The organism is Ilumatobacter sp., assembly GCF_039969435.1.
Classification (GTDB): Bacteria; Actinomycetota; Acidimicrobiia; order Acidimicrobiales; family Ilumatobacteraceae; genus Ilumatobacter_A.
In genome coordinates this window covers 146,311-163,292 of record NZ_JBDVNU010000020.1, presented here as the reverse complement: position 1 = coordinate 163,292, position 16,982 = coordinate 146,311, and the positions used below count along the sequence as shown (strand labels likewise).

General features: G+C 66.0%; 15 protein-coding genes and 1 pseudogene. 10 read left to right on the top strand and 6 right to left on the bottom strand.

What is annotated here, in order from left to right; all coding sequences use genetic code 11:
- Nucleotides 1-219: 219 nt before the first annotated feature.
- From ABJK40_RS11755 to ABJK40_RS11740, 4 genes and pseudogenes are all read left to right on the top strand, one after another.
- Nucleotides 220-1,488 (top strand): DUF6716 putative glycosyltransferase, encoded by a 1,269-nt coding sequence (locus ABJK40_RS11755; RefSeq protein ID WP_348480820.1) that lies wholly within the window; start codon nt 220-222, stop codon nt 1,486-1,488.
- Nucleotides 1,485-1,820 (top strand): annotated as a pseudogene (locus ABJK40_RS11750) (NTP transferase domain-containing protein); the annotation flags it as partial. The gene ABJK40_RS11755 and the pseudogene ABJK40_RS11750, both read left to right, overlap by 4 nt.
- Before the next feature lie 387 nt (nt 1,821-2,207).
- Complete coding sequence (locus ABJK40_RS11745) at nt 2,208-2,684, top strand: HAD hydrolase family protein (RefSeq protein WP_348510272.1); 477 nt, start codon at nt 2,208-2,210, stop codon at nt 2,682-2,684.
- Nucleotides 2,681-3,547, top strand: a complete 867-nt coding sequence (locus ABJK40_RS11740; protein WP_348480821.1) for an N-acetylneuraminate synthase family protein — start codon at nt 2,681-2,683, stop codon at nt 3,545-3,547. Before ABJK40_RS11745 ends, ABJK40_RS11740 begins: the two co-directional genes overlap by 4 nt.
- Nucleotides 3,548-3,577: 30 nt before the next feature.
- Here ABJK40_RS11740 and ABJK40_RS11735 read toward each other — a convergent pair whose 3' ends face one another.
- The 3 genes from ABJK40_RS11735 to ABJK40_RS11725 form a co-directional block, all read right to left on the bottom strand.
- Nucleotides 3,578-5,248 carry a hypothetical protein gene (locus tag ABJK40_RS11735; protein ID WP_348480822.1) on the bottom strand — a complete coding sequence of 557 codons (1,671 nt, stop codon included), beginning with the start codon at nt 5,246-5,248 and terminating at the stop codon, nt 3,578-3,580.
- Between the two features lie 214 nt (nt 5,249-5,462).
- The gene (locus ABJK40_RS11730; protein WP_348480823.1) at nt 5,463-6,242 is read right to left on the bottom strand and encodes an ABC transporter ATP-binding protein; all 780 of its coding nucleotides are present in this window, start codon (nt 6,240-6,242) and stop codon (nt 5,463-5,465) included.
- Nucleotides 6,229-7,077, bottom strand: coding sequence for an ABC transporter permease (locus tag ABJK40_RS11725; RefSeq protein WP_348480824.1), 849 nt, complete (start codon nt 7,075-7,077; stop codon nt 6,229-6,231). Before ABJK40_RS11725 ends, ABJK40_RS11730 begins: the two co-directional genes overlap by 14 nt.
- An 85-nt stretch (nt 7,078-7,162) precedes the next feature.
- On the opposite strand from ABJK40_RS11725, the gene ABJK40_RS11720 reads away from it, so the two are divergent.
- The 5 genes from ABJK40_RS11720 to ABJK40_RS11700 are packed head-to-tail and all read left to right on the top strand — an operon-like array spanning nt 7,163 to nt 12,338.
- The gene (locus ABJK40_RS11720; RefSeq protein WP_348480825.1) at nt 7,163-8,020 is read left to right on the top strand and encodes a glycosyltransferase family 2 protein; all 858 of its coding nucleotides are present in this window, start codon (nt 7,163-7,165) and stop codon (nt 8,018-8,020) included.
- Between the two features lie 35 nt (nt 8,021-8,055).
- Nucleotides 8,056-9,714: a stealth family protein gene (locus ABJK40_RS11715; protein WP_348480826.1), complete on the top strand. Its 1,659-nt coding sequence runs from the start codon at nt 8,056-8,058 to the stop codon at nt 9,712-9,714.
- Nucleotides 9,711-10,595, top strand: coding sequence for a glycosyltransferase (locus tag ABJK40_RS11710; protein WP_348480827.1), 885 nt, complete (start codon nt 9,711-9,713; stop codon nt 10,593-10,595). Before ABJK40_RS11715 ends, ABJK40_RS11710 begins: the two co-directional genes overlap by 4 nt.
- Nucleotides 10,596-10,605: 10 nt before the next feature.
- Nucleotides 10,606-11,583, top strand: a complete 978-nt coding sequence (locus ABJK40_RS11705; protein ID WP_348480828.1) for an FkbM family methyltransferase — start codon at nt 10,606-10,608, stop codon at nt 11,581-11,583.
- Nucleotides 11,580-12,338, top strand: coding sequence for a hypothetical protein (locus ABJK40_RS11700; RefSeq protein ID WP_348480829.1), 759 nt, complete (start codon nt 11,580-11,582; stop codon nt 12,336-12,338). Before ABJK40_RS11705 ends, ABJK40_RS11700 begins: the two co-directional genes overlap by 4 nt.
- Here the strand turns inward: ABJK40_RS11700 and ABJK40_RS11695 are convergent.
- Both ABJK40_RS11695 and ABJK40_RS11690 read right to left on the bottom strand, forming a co-directional pair.
- Complete coding sequence (locus ABJK40_RS11695; RefSeq protein ID WP_348480830.1) at nt 12,332-13,312, bottom strand: glycosyltransferase family 2 protein; 981 nt, start codon at nt 13,310-13,312, stop codon at nt 12,332-12,334. The genes ABJK40_RS11700 and ABJK40_RS11695 overlap by 7 nt on opposite strands.
- Nucleotides 13,305-14,720 (bottom strand): exopolysaccharide biosynthesis polyprenyl glycosylphosphotransferase, encoded by a 1,416-nt coding sequence (locus tag ABJK40_RS11690; RefSeq protein WP_348480831.1) that lies wholly within the window; start codon nt 14,718-14,720, stop codon nt 13,305-13,307. Before ABJK40_RS11690 ends, ABJK40_RS11695 begins: the two co-directional genes overlap by 8 nt.
- Nucleotides 14,721-14,853: 133 nt before the next feature.
- Here ABJK40_RS11690 and ABJK40_RS11685 point away from each other — a divergent pair, with 133 nt between their 5' ends.
- On the top strand, nt 14,854-15,618 hold the full coding sequence (locus ABJK40_RS11685; protein WP_348480832.1) for a glycosyltransferase family 2 protein: 765 nt from the start codon (nt 14,854-14,856) through the stop codon (nt 15,616-15,618).
- Between the two features lie 79 nt (nt 15,619-15,697).
- On the opposite strand, the gene ABJK40_RS11680 is transcribed toward ABJK40_RS11685, so the two are convergent.
- A complete protein-coding gene (locus tag ABJK40_RS11680; RefSeq protein ID WP_348480833.1) occupies nt 15,698-16,975 on the bottom strand; it encodes an ABC transporter ATP-binding protein in 1,278 nt (425 codons plus the stop codon).
- Between the last annotated feature and the right edge of the window lie 7 nt (nt 16,976-16,982).

The window sequence follows — 16,982 nt, the reverse complement described above, 5'->3', positions numbered from 1 at the left end:
CACCCCCTCCTCGCGGTTCTGGGCGACTCTCACGACATCGTCGCGGAACTCCTTCGGGTATGGCTTCGGCACAGCAACATCCTTCCAGGCCCACCCCGAGGGCAAGCCAGATCAGATGTCACCGAACCGTGCAGCAGCCCCAAAGCGTGCGCGTCACATAGGATCGGCGGAGTGTCCAAGGCTTGTGAACCCGCAGTGGTATCCCGTTGTGGAGAGCAGATGACGAAGCCGGAATCGGTTTCCGTCTTGTGCGTCGGGGACACCGACACGCGCCTGAAGTGGACGTCGACGATCGCCCAGTCTCTGATCGGATCGCTACCTGGTTCGTCCGTTCGGTACATCGCAGCTGGTAACGCCGCGCCGACGCCGATGCAACTTGCGTCGGTTGGTTTGCACGGACCGGTTGTTCGGGTCGCCGACCGGGAGTTTGCAGCGTCGCTCGGAGACTGCGAGGTGATCGTCGTGTGCATGCGGATGTATCGACTGCATGCCGTCCTCGAACACGTCAGGTCGGTTCAGGCGAGTGGGCAGCGACGCCCGATCGTCATCACCGGGTACGCCGGCGTGGTGTACGAAGGACACGAGATGGGAGCGCTGTGGCGGGCCGGTGCCGACGTCGTGTGCTGCAATTCCGAACGCGACTTTCGGCTCTTCGAAGATCTTTACGACGAGTTAGGCCTCGATCCAGGCGTGCTGGTTCGGTCAGGTGTCGGGGTGATGGCGCAAGATCGCATGACGATCGACTCGATCATCGATCGATGCCGGACCCTCGACGAGCCGACCAACGTGGTCTTCGCTGTTCAGCCAGATGTCCCGCGCAGCCGCGCCGAACGGGTTGTCGTCCTGGATGCACTCGTCGCCTATGCGGAGCGTTGGCCTGAGCGAGTGGTCACCATCAAGCTTCGGTCTCGACCAGGCGAGACGACAACTCACCCGGAGGCGCATCACTATCAAGATCTCGCCGACACCCACCTCGATGTGATCCCTGCGAACCTGCGGTTCAGCTACGGGTTGATGTCCGCTGTTCTCGAGGAGACCGACCTCCTGATCACGGTCAGTTCGACGGCGGCCCTCGAGGCGCTGTCCTACGGGGTGCCGGCTGCAATCCTCACCGACTTCGGAGTCAGGGCCAACTATGGCACCCCGTTCTTCCTGCGTTCGGGTCTGCTTCGCTCGATGGCGCAGTTGACGGACGGTGATCTACCGGTGCCCAACGCTGAATGGCTGGAGCAGAACGGGTTTTCCGTGTCCGATAACCCGGTCGCGGTCGTCGAACGGCTTGAGGAACTCTTGGAGATGACCGATCTCCCCGCCCCACCGCCCAGGTTCATGGACGAGGCGAACACACCCTTTCTGGTCGGGCAGGCGATGGGCTGGGTGGGAGCCGAGGCGACTTGCCGGTCGTCGATGCGGCACCGCCTCCGGCGATTACTCAATGGCCCATTGCGCCGCTCCTATGTCCGCTTCGACGGCTGGTTGCGGCGATGACGGTGACAGCGGTGATTCCCGCTCGCGGCGGGTCCAAAGGTGTGCCTGGAAAGAACCTCCGCCGTGTGGGTGGGCGAACCCTCGTGGACCGTGCGATCCTGGCGTCGAAACGCTCGGGGGAGGTCGACCATGTTCTGGTCTCCACCGACGACTCAGCCATCGCCGATGAAGCGGTCCGGTCCGGTGCGAAGGTCGTCCGACGACCCCCGGCGCTGGCGACGGACACGGCGTCTTCAGAAGCAGCCCTTCGTCATGCGATCGAAGCCCGTCCGAAGATGCTCGCTGCGCCGGACGACGTCCTGGTCTTCATCCAGTGCACCAGCCCGTTCATCGACCCCGAACTATTGGGCGAATCGATCCGGCGAGTCCGTGATGGCTTGTGCGACGTATCGTTTTCGTGCATCCGATCCCACGGTTTCCTCTGGAAGGATTCTCCAGACGGCGCCCGCGGAATCAATCACGATCATCGAGAGCGGCTCCGCCGACAGGATCGCCCACCCGAGTACCTCGAGACCGGCGCCTTCTACGTCATGCGCTCACAGGCGTTCGTCGAGGTCGGTCACCGCTTCTTCGGCAGGATCGATCCTCAGGTCATCGATCCTCTCCACGCGATCGAGATCGACGACCCGTCCGACCTCTCGATCTCCCAACGGCTGGCGAGCCTGGTCGACCCTCTCGGCGTCGCCGGTCTGGATTCGGTGGCGGTCGACGGGCTCGTGATGGACTTCGACGGAGTCCACACCGACAACACGGCGATCGTCACCCAGGACGGGGACGAGGCAGCTCGGGTCAACCGATCCGACGGGATGGGTGTCTCGATTGCTCGGCGCGCGGGTCTCCCGATGCTGATCCTTTCCACCGAAGTCAATCCGATCGTTCGACATCGAGCGGCGAAGCTGGGCGTCGAGTGCATCGCCGGATGTGATGACAAGCTTCCAGCTCTCAAGGAGTGGGCCGAGAGAAACGGCCTCGGTGCCGATCGAATCGCCTTCGTGGGCAACGACGTCAATGACCGGGAGTGTCTGGAATGGGTCGGAGTTCCGATTATCGTGTCGGACGCACACGAGTCGCTTCTCGACACGGGCGCCATCGTCACGTCTGCTAGAGGCGGCTCCGGAGCTGTCAGAGAAATCATCGACATGCTCATGCCTACGAACCCAGAGGCCGTCGCGACGGCAGGAAGAGATCGACAATGAATGAGCTCAGTATCGGTGGACGTCCCGTCGGAGAAGGCCAACCCGTCTACGTCATCGCCGAGATCGGAATCAACCACAACGGCGATGTCGACATCGCCAAGCAGTTGATCGACGTCGCTGCAGACGCCGGTTGCGACTCCGTCAAGTTCCAGAAGCGCACGCCAGAGATCTGTGTTCCGATGGATCAACGCTCCAAGATTCGTCAGACCCCCTGGGGGGAGATGACCTACATGGAGTACAAGGAACGCACCGAGTTCTGGGAAGACGAATACCAGGCAATCGCTGACCACGCCTCTAGCCGTGGCCTGCAGTGGTTTGCATCGCCGTGGGACGTTCCGTCAGTCGACTTTCTTGAGAAGTTCGACGTGCCCACCCACAAGGTGGCGTCCGCAAGCATCACCGACGAGCCGTTGCTCGAAGCGTTGAGAGCGACCGGAAAGCCATTGATCGTCTCGACGGGCATGTCGACGATCGAGGAAATCGACCGAGCCGTCGAGATTCTCGATAGCTCACCGATCGTCTTGCTCCACTCGACATCGACGTATCCGTGTCCCCCCGAGGAATCCAACTTGCGAACCATCGCCACGCTTCGCGAGCGCTACGACGTCCCGGTCGGCTACTCCGGGCACGAAAAGGGATTGCAAGTCAGTCTTGGAGCGGTCGCGCTCGGCGCCGTAGCCGTGGAACGGCACATCACGCTCGATCGGACGATGTGGGGTTCGGATCATGCCGCCAGCGTCGAGCCGGGCGGGTTGACCCATCTCGTTCGCGACATTCGGATCCTCGAAGAAGCGCTCGGTGACGGAGTCAAGCGAGTGTTCCCCGGAGAAGAGGAGCCGCGCCGTCGGCTTCGTGTTAGCTGAACCGGCGACGGGTTGCTTCGAGCTCCCGTTTCACGGATGGTGTCGACCCACCGCAGCGAGGTAATTGTCCTCGTCGCTGGAGAGTATCGACTCGAGCCTGTCGTCCACCTCGATGGTCCCTCTCCGGGCCAGTGCCTTCAGCCAGCGATGATCTTCCCGGACGTCGTGGCCGTAACCGATGAGTTGTTCTTCGAGAACGTCGGATGAGTCCGGTGAGCTCCGGTATCCAGCGTCATACGACCTTCCGCTCGTGAACAGATCGGTGTTGAAGACTTGGACCCGTTGCGGGCCGTACCGCAACACATCGTAGATCGCACGTGGCACGGCGTACGGGGTGGCTTCGAGAAGCGAGGCGTCTTCACTCGGGCAGAATCGAACGTCCGAGCGGTGCCGAAGGTCGGTTGGAACATGGCGACGCGCAGTCGGGCGGGCGACGAGAAGGTCGATGACCCCTTCATCGAGAAGTCCACAGAGTTCTGCTGCGAACCGAACGACGCTGGTGTTGGCGACGTACGCAATCTTCGTCTGGTCAGTGCGGTCGAGGTGATCAGGCATGTGGCCGTCGGCGATGCCCGTCGACAGCGTTGTCACGATGACATCGGCCCGTGCGATCTCGCGATTATTTCCAGTTGTGTTGCGCGGTCCGACGACTGCGATGTGTCGGCCTTCGACGAGTTGACGAAATCGCCGTTCGGCTTCACCGAGATCCGGATGTTCGGTCGGGTTGTGCAGCGGAGGACCGGAGGTCGTCGTCTCCGGAGGGCACAGAGGACCCAGATCATTGTGGAGTTTCGACAAGACCGCTTCGTGTCGCCGGTCCACCGAAAGGCTGATCTGATGAGAGAGCATCTTTCTGGCTTCTTCTGGACGGTTCAAGCATCTCAATGCACGGGCACGGCCAACGTGGGCGTTGAGCGTCTGGGAGGGTGCGCTTCCGGCGAGCAGTGCGCTTGCGTGTGCGTCCTTCGCTGCGAAGGCCTCGGTGGCGAAACCGTTCGCCATCAGTTGCCAGTACGCCACGAGCCAAAGATCCATGTCAGGAGGATTCGGACGACTCGTTGCCTGCGCTGCCAAGTCGCGTATCGATGCGGCCGAAGACGGGGTGATTCGAGCCGACATCATTTCTTCGAGGTGGCTCGTCGCTCCCTCAGGCCGAGACGCAACCTTGATCGCCGTCGACCAATCGGCTGCCCGGAGCGCAACACGGATGAGGTGATACGTGGCGTCTCCGTGGCCCGGCTGGAGTTCGAGAACGCGTTGAAGACATCGCCGATGATGATCGAACTCTGTTTGACGAAACCCGCCGCGTCGAGATGCTGTCGCGGCATGTGTTCGGGCGAGCTGAAACCAGGATGACGCCGAGGCCGGGTCAGCAAAGACGGCACGCTCAAACGCCTGCTGAGCCGCAGGAATGTCGTGGAGAGCGGCCATGCTCAAGCCGAGTTCGTGAAGGGCTCGAGAATTCTCGCCGCCGATTTGAACGGCATAGTTCGCTGCGGAGGCGGCAGCGTGAGCGTCACCGGTTCGTCCGGTAGTGAGGCCCAGCACGGGATCCTCGGAGAGCCCAGTGACGCCGGCGAAACGCAAAACCCGACTCGCGTTGATCCACCCCTCGACCGAGCGAGGGCTCATTCGCAGCGAAATGTCGGTCAGCAGCAGACCTGACGGCCACTGCCGCTGCTGAGCGAGAAACAATGACAACGGTCCCAGTATCCGGGCGGGAGTGTCCGATGACCGTGGGGCAAGGTCTCGATGTCCACGCGTCAAGAAAGGTGGTCGGCGATATTTGTAGTCATCCGTGGGTTCCAGCCAGTCTCGAAATCGGTAGGCGAGGCGGCTCAGCGGTCTTGCGACGAACCGAGCATGGATCACAAATCGGGGCGAGCGCCGCCGGAACCGGATCCAGCCCTGCGGATTACTGGTCTTCGTATTGGTCGATGACATCGTTTGTAGGCCCATCGGCCATCTTCACCCCCTGATCGAGCCACACGGCGCGGGAACAGGTTTCGCGGATCTCGTTGAGGTTGTGGGTCACCATGATCACGGTGCCGGCTGTTGCTTGGATCTCTCGGACCTTCTGCAGGCTCCTCTCGCGGAACTCCTTGTCGCCGACGGCGAGAGCCTCGTCGATCAGCAAGATGTCGGGGATCCGCAGCGTGGCGATCGAGAAGGTCAGGCGGGCCCGCATGCCCGACGAGTACGTCTGCATCGGTCGCGCCATCGCGTCGCCGAGCCCGGAGAACTCGACGATGTCGTCCATCTTCTCGTCGACCTCGGCGCGACTCAGCCCCATCGCCAATCCACCGAGCACGACGTTCCGGAAGCCGGAGAGCGTCGGCTTCAGCGCAGCGCCCACGCCGAGCAGGCCGACGTCTCCGCGTACCCGGATCTTGCCGGACTCGAGCGACTGCAGGCCTGCGATCGCTCGCAGCAACGTCGACTTGCCCGACCCGTTCGATCCGACAATCCCGAGCGCCTCGCCCACTGCGACGTCGAAGCTGACGTCCTTCACGGCGTGGACCTCGGTCGACTCGCGACCTCGGAACCCGCGACCGACCAGCTCCCTCGCGCTCAGGTGGCGCTCGGCGTAGACGCGATACCGGATGTCGGCGTGGTCGATCTCGACCGCGTTGAGCGGCGTGCCCAGGAGCGCGCCGATCGGCTGTTCGACCGGTCGCTGATCAGTCACGGGCATACCGTTCCTCGGCGGCACGGAACCAGAGGAACCCGCCCACGAGCGACACGACGCTCCACGCGAACGCCGAGACCAGGAGGTCGGTCTGCAGGTTGCCCGCCGAGATCGACCAGCGCGCCAGCGTGATGAAGCAGTAGTACGGATTGAGCGTGAACAGCGTGTTGGCGAGCGGATTGTCCTCCACGTACGCATCCACGCTGAAGATGACGCCGGACATGTAGAGCGCCAGGCGGAAGATGAACGGCAGGATCTGCGTGGTGTCCGCGAAGTGGGTCGTGAGGCGGGCGGCGACCATCGCCGTCCCGACGTTGAACAGCGTCATCAGCAGCAACAGCGGTGGCAGCATCAGCCAACGCCACGTGATGTCCGTCCCCGACACGAGCGCGACGATGTAGGCGACGACGAAGGTCGGGATGGACGCCAGCGCCTCGGTCACGGTGGAACTGATCGGCAGCAGAGCCCGCGGGAAGCGGACCGCCTTGATCAGCCCCTTGTTGTTGATGATCGAGCGTGACCCGTCGATGGTCGACTTCTGCCCGAACTGGAACACGAAGAGGCCGATGGTCAAGAAGAGCAGGAAGTCGTCGACGCCGCGATCGGTCTTGATCACGACCCCGAAGATGATGAAGTACACGCCGATCGTGAGCGCCGGGTTCAACAGGTGCCAGAAACTGCCGAGCACACTCGTGATCTGGCGACTCCGCAACTCGTTGAACGCCACGTGGCGGATGTAGCTCCGACGCTCCCACAGTTCCCGCAGGTAGGGAACGAGCTTGGCCGACTCGTGGGCGTCTCTCAGATCCGCGCCCGCGCGAGCCACCACGTGTGCCGACATCGAGACGAGCCTATCGACCGGGGCGGTGCCGGAGTCGGTCATGCAGCGCCTCCGGATGAGGGGTGGCGCACAGTAGGTTCGACTCGTGACCGACGCAGAGACCGGTGACGACGTGCGCATCGGATGGGTCGTCCTGACCATGGGGGACCGGCCTGCCGCCCTCGACGCCGCGACCGCGTCGCTCCCGTCGGGCTCGTGTCTCGTGGTCTCCAACGGCGCCGGGCCGGTCACGACGGGTTCGGCGACGGCGACACTCGAGCTCGCGGAGAACGTCGGCATCCCGGCCGGCCGCCACGCGGGACTCCGCCACGGCAGCGCCCCGATCGTCGGATTCCTGGACGACGATGCCGTCCTGCTGGGCGATCCCGACGCGATCGCCGCGGCCTTCCGCGCCGATCCGCAGCTCGGCGCCGTGGCGCTGCGGCTGGTGGACGAGGACGGCGGCACGGCACGCCGCCATGTTCCACGTCTGGGCGGACGCGATCCGGACGTGTCGGGCGACGTCGCTCTGTTCCTCGGCGGGGCATGTGCGGTGCGGCGCACGGCATACGACCAGGTCGGGGGGTACTTCACCGAGCTGTTCTACGGCCACGAGGAGGTCGAACTGTGCTGGCGGCTGGTCGACGCCGGCTGGTCCGTCCGGTACCTCGCCGACGTGCAGGTGTTCCATCCGCGATCGACCATCGAGCGTCACGCGGACGGCTGGGAGTCGACCGGGCGCAACCGCGTCCTCATCGCCCGCCGGACGCTGCCGTGGCCCGTGGCGATCGTCCACGTGACCGTGTGGCTGGTACTCGGCCTTCGCCGGGCTCCGTCGGCCGAACTCCGACGTCGCTACCTGGCGGGGTGGCGGAACGGCTGGAGACCGGACGTCGACCGTGTGCCGATCTCCTGGCGGGGTGTGTGGCGCCTCACTCGCCTGCGCCGTCCTCCGATCGTCTGAACCAGCCGTCGGACCGCACCGTTAGTCTCGTCGCCATGTCGCGGCTGGAGAGAGGGCGAAAGCTCGTGCGGCGATACCGCATCGACCGCCGCCTCCCACCGCCCGTCCTCGACCTGTACCGGACGTCGTCGAGTCTGCGCTCGGCCGACGCCGTGGCCCGCACCGCCGCCGAATCCCGCGGGGTGATCGGGCATCCGACCACCGGGGGAGTCGACGTCGCCCGTCTCGGATCCCGCCGGATGCACACGGCGGGGGACCTGTCGATGTCGACGCACGAACTGGGAGGTCGTACGTCGGCCGTCGTGAGCTCGACGCTCGACGACGCGGGGATCGCCCACTTCGTGGCCGACCGGCGCGGCGACGGTCTCGTGTTCGGCGTCGAGTTGTCCGATCGGAGTGCGGCACTGGAAGCGCTCACCGCGATCGACGAATCGGCGTGGTACCTCGAATGGTCCGACGGGTCGGGAACCGGGATCGAAGCGCTCTCCGACGCTGCGGCCAGCCGTCGCGTGCGTCGAGCGCGATCGTGGAACGTGTTCCGGGCGTACCGGTGGGGTGACCGCGTCGTGGGACCGGAACAGGGAGCGGACGTGACCTTCTGGGACCCTGGTGCGTCCGGACTGCTGGAGAAGATCGGCTCACGCGGCCAGGACCGATTCGACCCGTCGAGCCCGTCCACCACCGAGACCATCGGTGGCCGCACGTACCCCGGCCGCACCGCGTTCCCGGTCGGATCGAACTTCGAGTTCGTCGACGACCCGATCGATCTGGTGTACACGTGGGTGGACGGAGCGGACCCCGACTGGGCCGCAGCGTTCCGCACGACCGCGCAGAGCGCGGGCAGGACTCTCGACGAGACGGCGCTCGACCCCGCCCGGTACCGGAGTCGGGACGAGCTCCGGTACTCGCTGAGATCGGCGTGGGCCCACTGTGGTTGGGCACGCACGATCTGGATCGTCACCGCAGGTCAACGGCCCGACTGGCTCGTCGACGACCCGCGGGTCCGCATCGTCGACCACGCCGACATCCTCCCGCCGGACGCGTTGCCGACCTTCAACTCCCACGCCATCGAGGCGTCGCTGCACCACATCGACGGTCTCGCCGATCAGTTCGTCTACTTCAACGACGACATGTTCATCGCTCGACCGATCCGACCCGAACTGTTCTTCACGCCCAATGGCCTCGCCCGCGTGTTCCAGAGCGACGCACGCCCGCCCGGTGTCGAGGACGACGACACGCTGGCGGTCGACACGGGCGCGCTGCGCGGTCGCGAACTCCTGGCGCAGCGGTTCGGCCGGGTGGTCACCGCCAAGCCGTACCACTCGCCGTATCCGCTGTTGCGATCCGTCATGGAGGAGATGGAGTCCGAGTTCGCCGACATCGTCACGAGAACCCAGCGCAGCCGGTTCCGTTCCCCGACCGACCTGAGCACTGCCGCGTCGTTCGCTCAGCACTACGCACTCGCCACGCGACGCGGGGTGCTCGGCGACGTGTCGACCGAGTACGTCCACGTCGAGTCGGGCCGGCTCCGACGACACCTCGACCGGATCCGACTCGGACGCGACCTCGACACATTCTGCATCAACGAGACGAGCGACACCGGCGGATCCCACGAGGAACGCGAAACGCTCATCGCCGACTTCTTCACCTCGATGTTCCCGATCGCCGCACCGTGGGAAGCTTCCGGCGCATGAAGGTCGACGACGTCGTGCGACGGGGATGGAAGGAGTACGCCGAGTTGCGCCGCCGGATCACCCGGAGTGGCTCGGCCGACGCAGCGCTGCGTCACTTCGACGACGTCGACCGCAGCGACATCGACGCATGGAACCGGGTCACCGCCGAGCGCCACGAGGAGTACCGGGCGGCGCAGTCGATGCCCGAGGGGGCGGTGGCGGTGATCTGCGTCACGAACCGACCCGGGTACATCGCCGACGTCGTCGACAACGTGATGCGTCAGTCCCGCCACCCCGAGCACGTCGGCGTGGTCGTCAACCTCGACGAAGCCGACGCAGACCTCGCAGCGGTCGACGCACGCCTCGAGGACGTCCGCCGCGCCGGGATCGACGTGACGCTGTCGGCGAGATCCGCGGTGACGTCGCTCGGCTCCTGTCTGAACGGAGCCATGGCAGCCACCGACGCCCGGTTCGTGGCCAAGTTCGACGACGACGACCGGTACGGGGCGCACTACCTGGCGGACGCCCTGCGTGCGCACGGCTACGCCGGTGCCGGCATCGTCGGCAAGCACACCACCTATGCCCGACTCGCAGAGACCGACGACACCATCCTGCGGTTCCCCGGGCGGGAGTTCGTCTACACGTCGACGCTCGCAGGACCCACGCTCGTGATCGACCGCGCACGAGTCGGCGATCTGCGGTTCCGCGACCTCTCGCTCGGCGAGGATCGGGCGATCATCACCGACTGCAACCGGCGCGGCATCGCCACGTTCGCCGCGGACCGCTTCAACTTCCTGTACCGCCGGTCCATCGGGAGCGCATGGGGGCAGTCGAACGAGGAGTTCGTCCGCAAATCCGTCCCGGTCGCCGCCGACCGGATCCTCGACGAGATCGACCGATGAGCGCCTGACGGTGACGTACCGCATCCCACTTCCCGTCGGCGGACGACTCGCCACGCTCGACATCGTGGACCCGTCCACGAGCGGGGTCCAGCGCCAGTTGCGACGATCGGGTCTGGCGTCGTACGAGCCCTCCACCGCCGCGGCCCTCCTCGCTCTGTTCGAGGTTGCCGGCGACGGTTTCGTGTTCTTCGACGTCGGTGCGAACATCGGCTTCTACGCATCGATGGCCGCGGCACTCTTCGAGCCTGCGTCCGTGGTTGCGTTCGAGCCGATGCCCGCCATCGCGGACATCGCGTCGGCGATCGCCGTCGCGAACGGCCTGCACGTCCGAGTCGAGCGCAGCGCGGCATCCGACACCGTGGGTTTCGCCGATCTCCACGTCTCGCCGTTGGCAGACACGTCGAATTCACTCGACGCGTCGTTCCGCAACGGATCCGAGACGGTACGCGTCCCGCTGGTACGACTCGACGACTTCACTGCGACGTCGTCGGGCCCTCAGGTCATCAAGATCGACGTGGAGACCCACGAAGCGGCTGTGCTCCGAGGAGCCCGCCAGACGATCGGGACGTACCGGCCGGCGCTGGTCGTCGAAGTACTGAGTTCACGACGGGGACGGGACTTCGCATCTGAGATCAGCAGCGCACTCGATGGGCTCGGCTACTCGATGTACGAACTCCTCGAACAGCCGACGTTCCGTGCCGAGACCGCATTGCGAGCGTCGGTCGGCGGCACACGGGACTGGCTGTTGACACCCACACCGATCGGGGACGACTTCGCGATCCGTTGGGAGACGTGGTCCCGACGCCTCGCCGAATGCACCGCGGATCGCAACTCCAGAGCCCCGCTCGGTCCTGCGGTGCGACGCGCCTGGAACCGCGGAGGGACGGGGGAGATCGTGGCGACGATGCGCCGAGAGATCAGCCGTCGGCTCGAAGGGCGCCGCCGCCGGCGGACCGACACCTCGGCGCGTGCACGGCGGTCAGTATGACGTCGATCGGTGGAGACCAACTCGGCTCGCGGCATCGGTCGCTGCCGACCCACGTCCGTCGGTGGGTGCTGGGGTCCACCGGTGCGGTCGCCGCGGTGATGGTGCTCTTCGTGGCGACCACCGCATCGAACCGTGTGGTGGAGACCGCCGAGTTGAAGCAGATGTTCGACATCGGTCGCGAATCCAATGTGCCGACGCTCGTGAACACGGTGCTGTTGGTCACCGTTGCGGCGTTGGCTGCGGGTCTCGCCCTGCTGCGACGCGACGACCGCAAGCTCCGCCGCTCGGTGTGGTGGGTCGCAGCCATCGTCACGTTGCTCGCCGTGGACGAGGCGACGGGGCTGCACGAACGCTTCGGCGGGCCCGCCGGACGCTGGTTGGAGCGCGTCGGCATCGACTGGCCGACCTACGCCTGGCTGGTGCCCGGGATCGCCGTCGTGTGCGTGGGCGGGGTCGTCTCGTGGCGGGTCGGCCGACACCTTCCACGAGTCCTCGGGCGCCGGCTGACCATCGCCGCAGGGATCTTCTTCGCCGGCGCGATCGGGATGGAGGGCGTGAACGGATGGCTCCGTGACCGCCCGAACCGACCGGGATACTTCGTCGGCACGATGGTCGAGGAGATCCTCGAGATGATGGCCTGCGTGTACGCCGGGGTCGCCCTGTTGCGCATGGTCGCCGTCGATGCGTCCAGGGGCCGCATCACGATCACCGCCGCCGACGCCGACCGTGAGGCGCAGCGTCTCCCGCGTCACTGACCCCGACGCTGCCGCAGCCATCCTGCGGTGATCCCTGCGGTCCACGAGACGTGCGTCGTCGACAGCACGACGGCGGTCCGCCACGGGCTTCGTGTCGAGCGCGCTGCCGCTCCGACGGCGGCGACGTATGCGAGGGGAACGAGGAGAGCCGGCCGCCACCGCGAACCGATGATCGACCCGAGCAACACCCCGGCGATACCCACCGGCGGAATCAGTTGGCGCAGTCTCAGCGACGAGGGGTGCCTGCGCAGCACGACGGACTTCCACCATCCGTACTCGTAGTACTGGCGCGCGAGCTTCGCCCACGTCGGCCGCGGTCGGTACCCGACCGACAGTGCGGGATCGAACCACACCACCCCGCCCGCAGCGCGGAGTCGGATGTTCAGTTCGTAGTCCTGGTTGCGGATCAACGACTCGTCGAACAGCCCGAGCGACTCGATCGACGCCCGGTCGAACACACCGAGGTACACCGTGTCGGTCGAGTGCGCCTCGGTGCCGACCTTGTACGACGCCCCGCCCGTGCCGAGCCACGACGACGTCGCGTCGGCGACCGCTCGCTCGAACGGCGTGGTCGGCTCGGGACGCTGTGTGCCACCGACGTTGGCGGCGCCGGTCTCGCGCAGGGTCTCGACGGCACGCTGCACGTACCCGTCGGAGAGAACGGAGTGCCCGTCCACACGCACGACCACCGGCGCCGACCCGGCACGGATGGCCCGGTTCAGCGCCGACGGTGTGCGCCCCGACGGGTTCGTCACGACCACGACGTCGTCGGAATGGTCCGCGATCGTGGCGGCGAGTGCCTCAGTGCCGTCGTCGCTGGGTCCCACACCGAGGATGATCCGCATCTCGCCGGGATACGCCTGTGCGCGCACCGATGCGATCGCCGCCTCCAGGTGCGCGGCCTCGTTGCGGATCGGCATCACGACGTCCACGGCGGGCCACGCCGGGTCCGCACGCCAGGCGGTGTCAGACACGTCGCGACAACACGACCCAGACCGTGCGCAGCAGGATCTGCACGTCGACCACCAGCGACCAGTTGACGAGGTACTGGATGTCGTAGCCCAACTTGAACTCGGCATCGGTGCCGTAGCGGCCCTCGACCTGGGCGAGCCCGGTCAGGCCGGGAGGCAACTCGTTGCGGCGGACGTACCCGGGAACACGACGTGAGATCTCCGCGACGAGTTCGGGGCGTTCCGGTCGCGGTCCGACCAGGGACATCTCGCCGCGGATCACGTTCCAGAGTTGCGGCAGTTCGTCGGCGCGCATCGACCGCATCCACTTCAGTGCCGGAACGATGCGGTCGTCGTCGAGCGTGGCGAGACGGGCACGCCCGTCCTCCTCGGCGTTCTCGACCATCGTGCGGAACTTCAGGCACTCGAACGGGACCCCGTTGCGTCCGACCCTGGTCTGGCGGTACAGCACGGGACCTCCCGCAGCGACGCGGACGTAGAGCGCGATCAGAGCGACGAGCGGCAACCAGAGCGCAGCGAACACGACGATCAGCGACAGGTCGAAGACGCGCTTCAGCCGGACCTTGTGCGCCGGCACGGTGTGTGAACGCAGGGCGACGAACGGCATCCCGCCGATCTCGCGCACCGACCGCAACCCCAGCAGGGTCTCGCGAGCGCTGACCCGTTGGAGGAAGCCCACGCCGGCGAGTTCGAGCGAATTCAGTGGCTCCGGGTACACCGACCCGAACGCCGTGACGTCGAGCAGCAACACGTCGGTCGCATCGGATTCGACGACCGCATCGACCAGTCGGTGGGGGTGATGGACCCGGCCGGCGACGACCGCATCGCGGTCGCTGACCGCGAGGTGTTGCAGCGCGAGGTCGATCGATGCGTCGTCGCCGGACAGGACCACGCGAGCTGGCCCCTGTCGACGCAGCGCGAGACGACGTGACAACCCCCGGTTGAGCACCAGAACGAACGACGCCAGCATCAGGAAGATCGCGAGATTCCATCGCGGCATCAGGTAGCGGTCGAGCACGACGAAGGCGACACCCTGTACGCCGACCCCGACCCCCGTGGCGATGATCGCCCGGGGGAGCAACGGCTTGCGCCCGAGGCGGGGTTCACGCTCGTAGAGGCCGGTGAAGTAGTTGACGCTCACGTGGATCGCCGTGGCCATCGTGAACCCGATGACGTAGTGGCCGGTGGGGTAGGTCGCCCACCCCGGATCGAAGATCGAGCGCACGAGGCTGATGGCCGTCATCAAGGAGAGAAGCGCAACCGCGTCGAGCACGCCGAGCATGCGGAACCCCCGGTCCCACAGCCACGACAAGGGACGGGCGAAGATCCGCACGACCCACTCCGCCCACGCCGGAAACGGGCGCGACGTGGTCACGGCCTCGGGCTCCGATGCATGTGACGTGAGGGCCATGACACGCCACAGGCTATTGCATCGGCGGGCTGGCGGACCGGGCATCGGTCTCGTTCGGTGCACGGCTGTGGGGCTTCATGCCGACCCGGGGTGACCAGGTGTCAGTCGGCTGTGGCCGCGTAGAGTCCTGTCGATGATCGAGGAGCCGCAGAGCGAGCAACGATGCCTGTCGGTCGTCGTTCCCTGTTTCAACGAGGCCGACACGATCGGCGAGATCCTGAACCGTGTGCTGGCATCGCCTCATGTCGGCGAGGTGATCGTCGTGGACGATGCGTCGACGGACGGAACTCTCGACATCGCTCGCCGAGTGGTCGACGAACGCGTGCGGATCGTGGCGGTGGAGCAGAACCGAGGGAAGGGTGCTGCTCTGCGTGAAGGCTTCCGGCACGCGACGATGGAGTTCGTCATCGTCCAGGACGCCGATCTCGAGTACAACCCCGATGAATACGGCCGCATCCTTCGACCCCTGTTGGCCGGAGACGCCGACGTCGTCTACGGGTCGCGATTCAAGGGAAGCAACGAACAGCGCGTCCTGTACTTCTGGCACTCACTCGGGAATCGGCTCCTCACCCTGGCGTCGAACGTCGCGACCAACCTGAACCTCACCGACATGGAGACGTGTTACAAGGCCTTCCGTCGGGAGGTGATCCAGGCGATCGAGCTCGAAGAGGACCGGTTCGGGTTCGAACCGGAGGTCACGGCGAAGTTGGCCGCCCGGCGCGTCAGGATCTTCGAGGTGGGGATCAGCTACCACGGTCGGACCTACGAGGAGGGCAAGAAGGTCGGATGGCGCGATGGCGTCCGTGCGGGGTACTGCATCCTGGCGTACTCCCCACTGGGAGGAGTCCTGCGGATCCGCCGACTCCACCGCGTGCTCGAGGTGCTCACCGGGGCCTGAGCGGCTGTCGAGGCGCGACCCCCCGCTGCACGCCGTCCGACGCACCCCGGACCGGTCCACGCCCGGTTCGGGGTTGCTCTCAGCCGAGTTCGATGTCGGGGCTGACGCCGTCGCCCGTCCACGACCACGTCGGGCGGAGCGTGACGAGTCCGTTGGTCTCGGCCGAGTCCCCGGCCATCACGTCGAACGTGCGGGCGTGGTGCAGGTGGTCGTAGATGTGCTTCAGACCCCAGCCGGTCACGGCGGTGTGCACGACGTACGGTCCGGGCATCAGGGGAATGTCGGCCATCGAGATGTCGACGTGGCCCTTCCCGCTGATCTGCTTCGGGACGGCGTCGGCATCACGACTCGACGGTGCGGTCACCCCGATGCCGTCGAGTCGGGCGAGCGTGATCGTGAACACCGGGTTCGGGACGGGTTCGTCGGCCTCGAAGTGGAGGCGGAAGGTGACGTCGTCGCCGGTGCGGATCCGGTCGACCCGGTTGCCGTCCACGAGGATGTCCACCTTGTCGACGTGGATCTTGCCGTCACCTCGGCGTGACGAGCCGTCGGCACCCTCCTCGGAGCCGAGCATGTACTCGGTGTACTCGTCGATCACGTCGGCGGGTCGGCCTTCGGTGCGGATGACTCCCTTGTCGAGCCAGATCGCCCGATCGCAGAAGTGACGCACGCTGCTCGTGTCGTGGGTGACCAGGACGAGGGTGCGGCCCTGCTCGCGGAACTCGACGAACTTCTCCATGCACCGCTGCTGGAACGTGACGTCGCCCACCGCGAGGATCTCGTCGATCAGCAACAGTTCGGGGTCGACGTTGATCGCCACGGCGAACGCCAGGCGGACGTACATGCCCGACGAATACGTCTTGACCGGCGCGTCGATGAACTGCTCGAGACCGGAGAAGCGGACGATCTCGTCGAAGCGCAGCGCGATCTCCTGACGGGCCATTCCGAGGATCGCCGCGTTGAGGAACACGTTGTCGCGGCCCGAGAGCTCGGGGTGGAAGCCGGCGCCGAGTTCGAGCAGTGCGGCCATGCGCTTGTTGACCGTGATCGTGCCCGACTTCGGGGTGAGGATCTTGGCCATGCACTTGAGCAGCGTCGACTTGCCCGACCCGTTGTGGCCGATGATGCCGACGGCTTCGCCGACCTTCACGTCGAGCGAGACGCCGTTCAGCGCCGTGAACTCCTCGTACCGGTTGCGGCCGCCGCTGGCGATGAACTGCTTGAGCGACGACGCCCGCTCGGAATGGATCTTGAACGTCTTGGTGACCGAGTCGACCGACAGGGCGATCTCCGTCGACCGGTCGCGGCTCTGCGACCTCGTGCCCATCTCCGAGTCGTTCAACTCGTCGTCACTCATCGCATCG

What these genes read in the sequence shown, in the direction of transcription:
- ABJK40_RS11755 (WP_348480820.1), top strand. Translation starts at nt 220, where the DNA reads ATGACGAAGCCGGAATCGGTTTCCGTCTTGTGCGTCGGGGACACCGAC.
- ABJK40_RS11745 (WP_348510272.1), top strand. Translation starts at nt 2,208, where the DNA reads ATGGACTTCGACGGAGTCCACACCGACAACACGGCGATCGTCACCCAG.
- ABJK40_RS11740 (WP_348480821.1), top strand. Translation starts at nt 2,681, where the DNA reads ATGAATGAGCTCAGTATCGGTGGACGTCCCGTCGGAGAAGGCCAACCC.
- ABJK40_RS11730 (WP_348480823.1), bottom strand. Translation starts at nt 6,242, where the DNA reads ATGCCCGTGACTGATCAGCGACCGGTCGAACAGCCGATCGGCGCGCTC.
- ABJK40_RS11725 (WP_348480824.1), bottom strand. Translation starts at nt 7,077, where the DNA reads ATGTCGGCACACGTGGTGGCTCGCGCGGGCGCGGATCTGAGAGACGCC.
- ABJK40_RS11715 (WP_348480826.1), top strand. Translation starts at nt 8,056, where the DNA reads ATGTCGCGGCTGGAGAGAGGGCGAAAGCTCGTGCGGCGATACCGCATC.
- ABJK40_RS11710 (WP_348480827.1), top strand. Translation starts at nt 9,711, where the DNA reads ATGAAGGTCGACGACGTCGTGCGACGGGGATGGAAGGAGTACGCCGAG.
- ABJK40_RS11700 (WP_348480829.1), top strand. Translation starts at nt 11,580, where the DNA reads ATGACGTCGATCGGTGGAGACCAACTCGGCTCGCGGCATCGGTCGCTG.
- ABJK40_RS11690 (WP_348480831.1), bottom strand. Translation starts at nt 14,720, where the DNA reads ATGGCCCTCACGTCACATGCATCGGAGCCCGAGGCCGTGACCACGTCG.
- ABJK40_RS11685 (WP_348480832.1), top strand. Translation starts at nt 14,854, where the DNA reads ATGATCGAGGAGCCGCAGAGCGAGCAACGATGCCTGTCGGTCGTCGTT.
- ABJK40_RS11680 (WP_348480833.1), bottom strand. Translation starts at nt 16,975, where the DNA reads ATGAGTGACGACGAGTTGAACGACTCGGAGATGGGCACGAGGTCGCAG.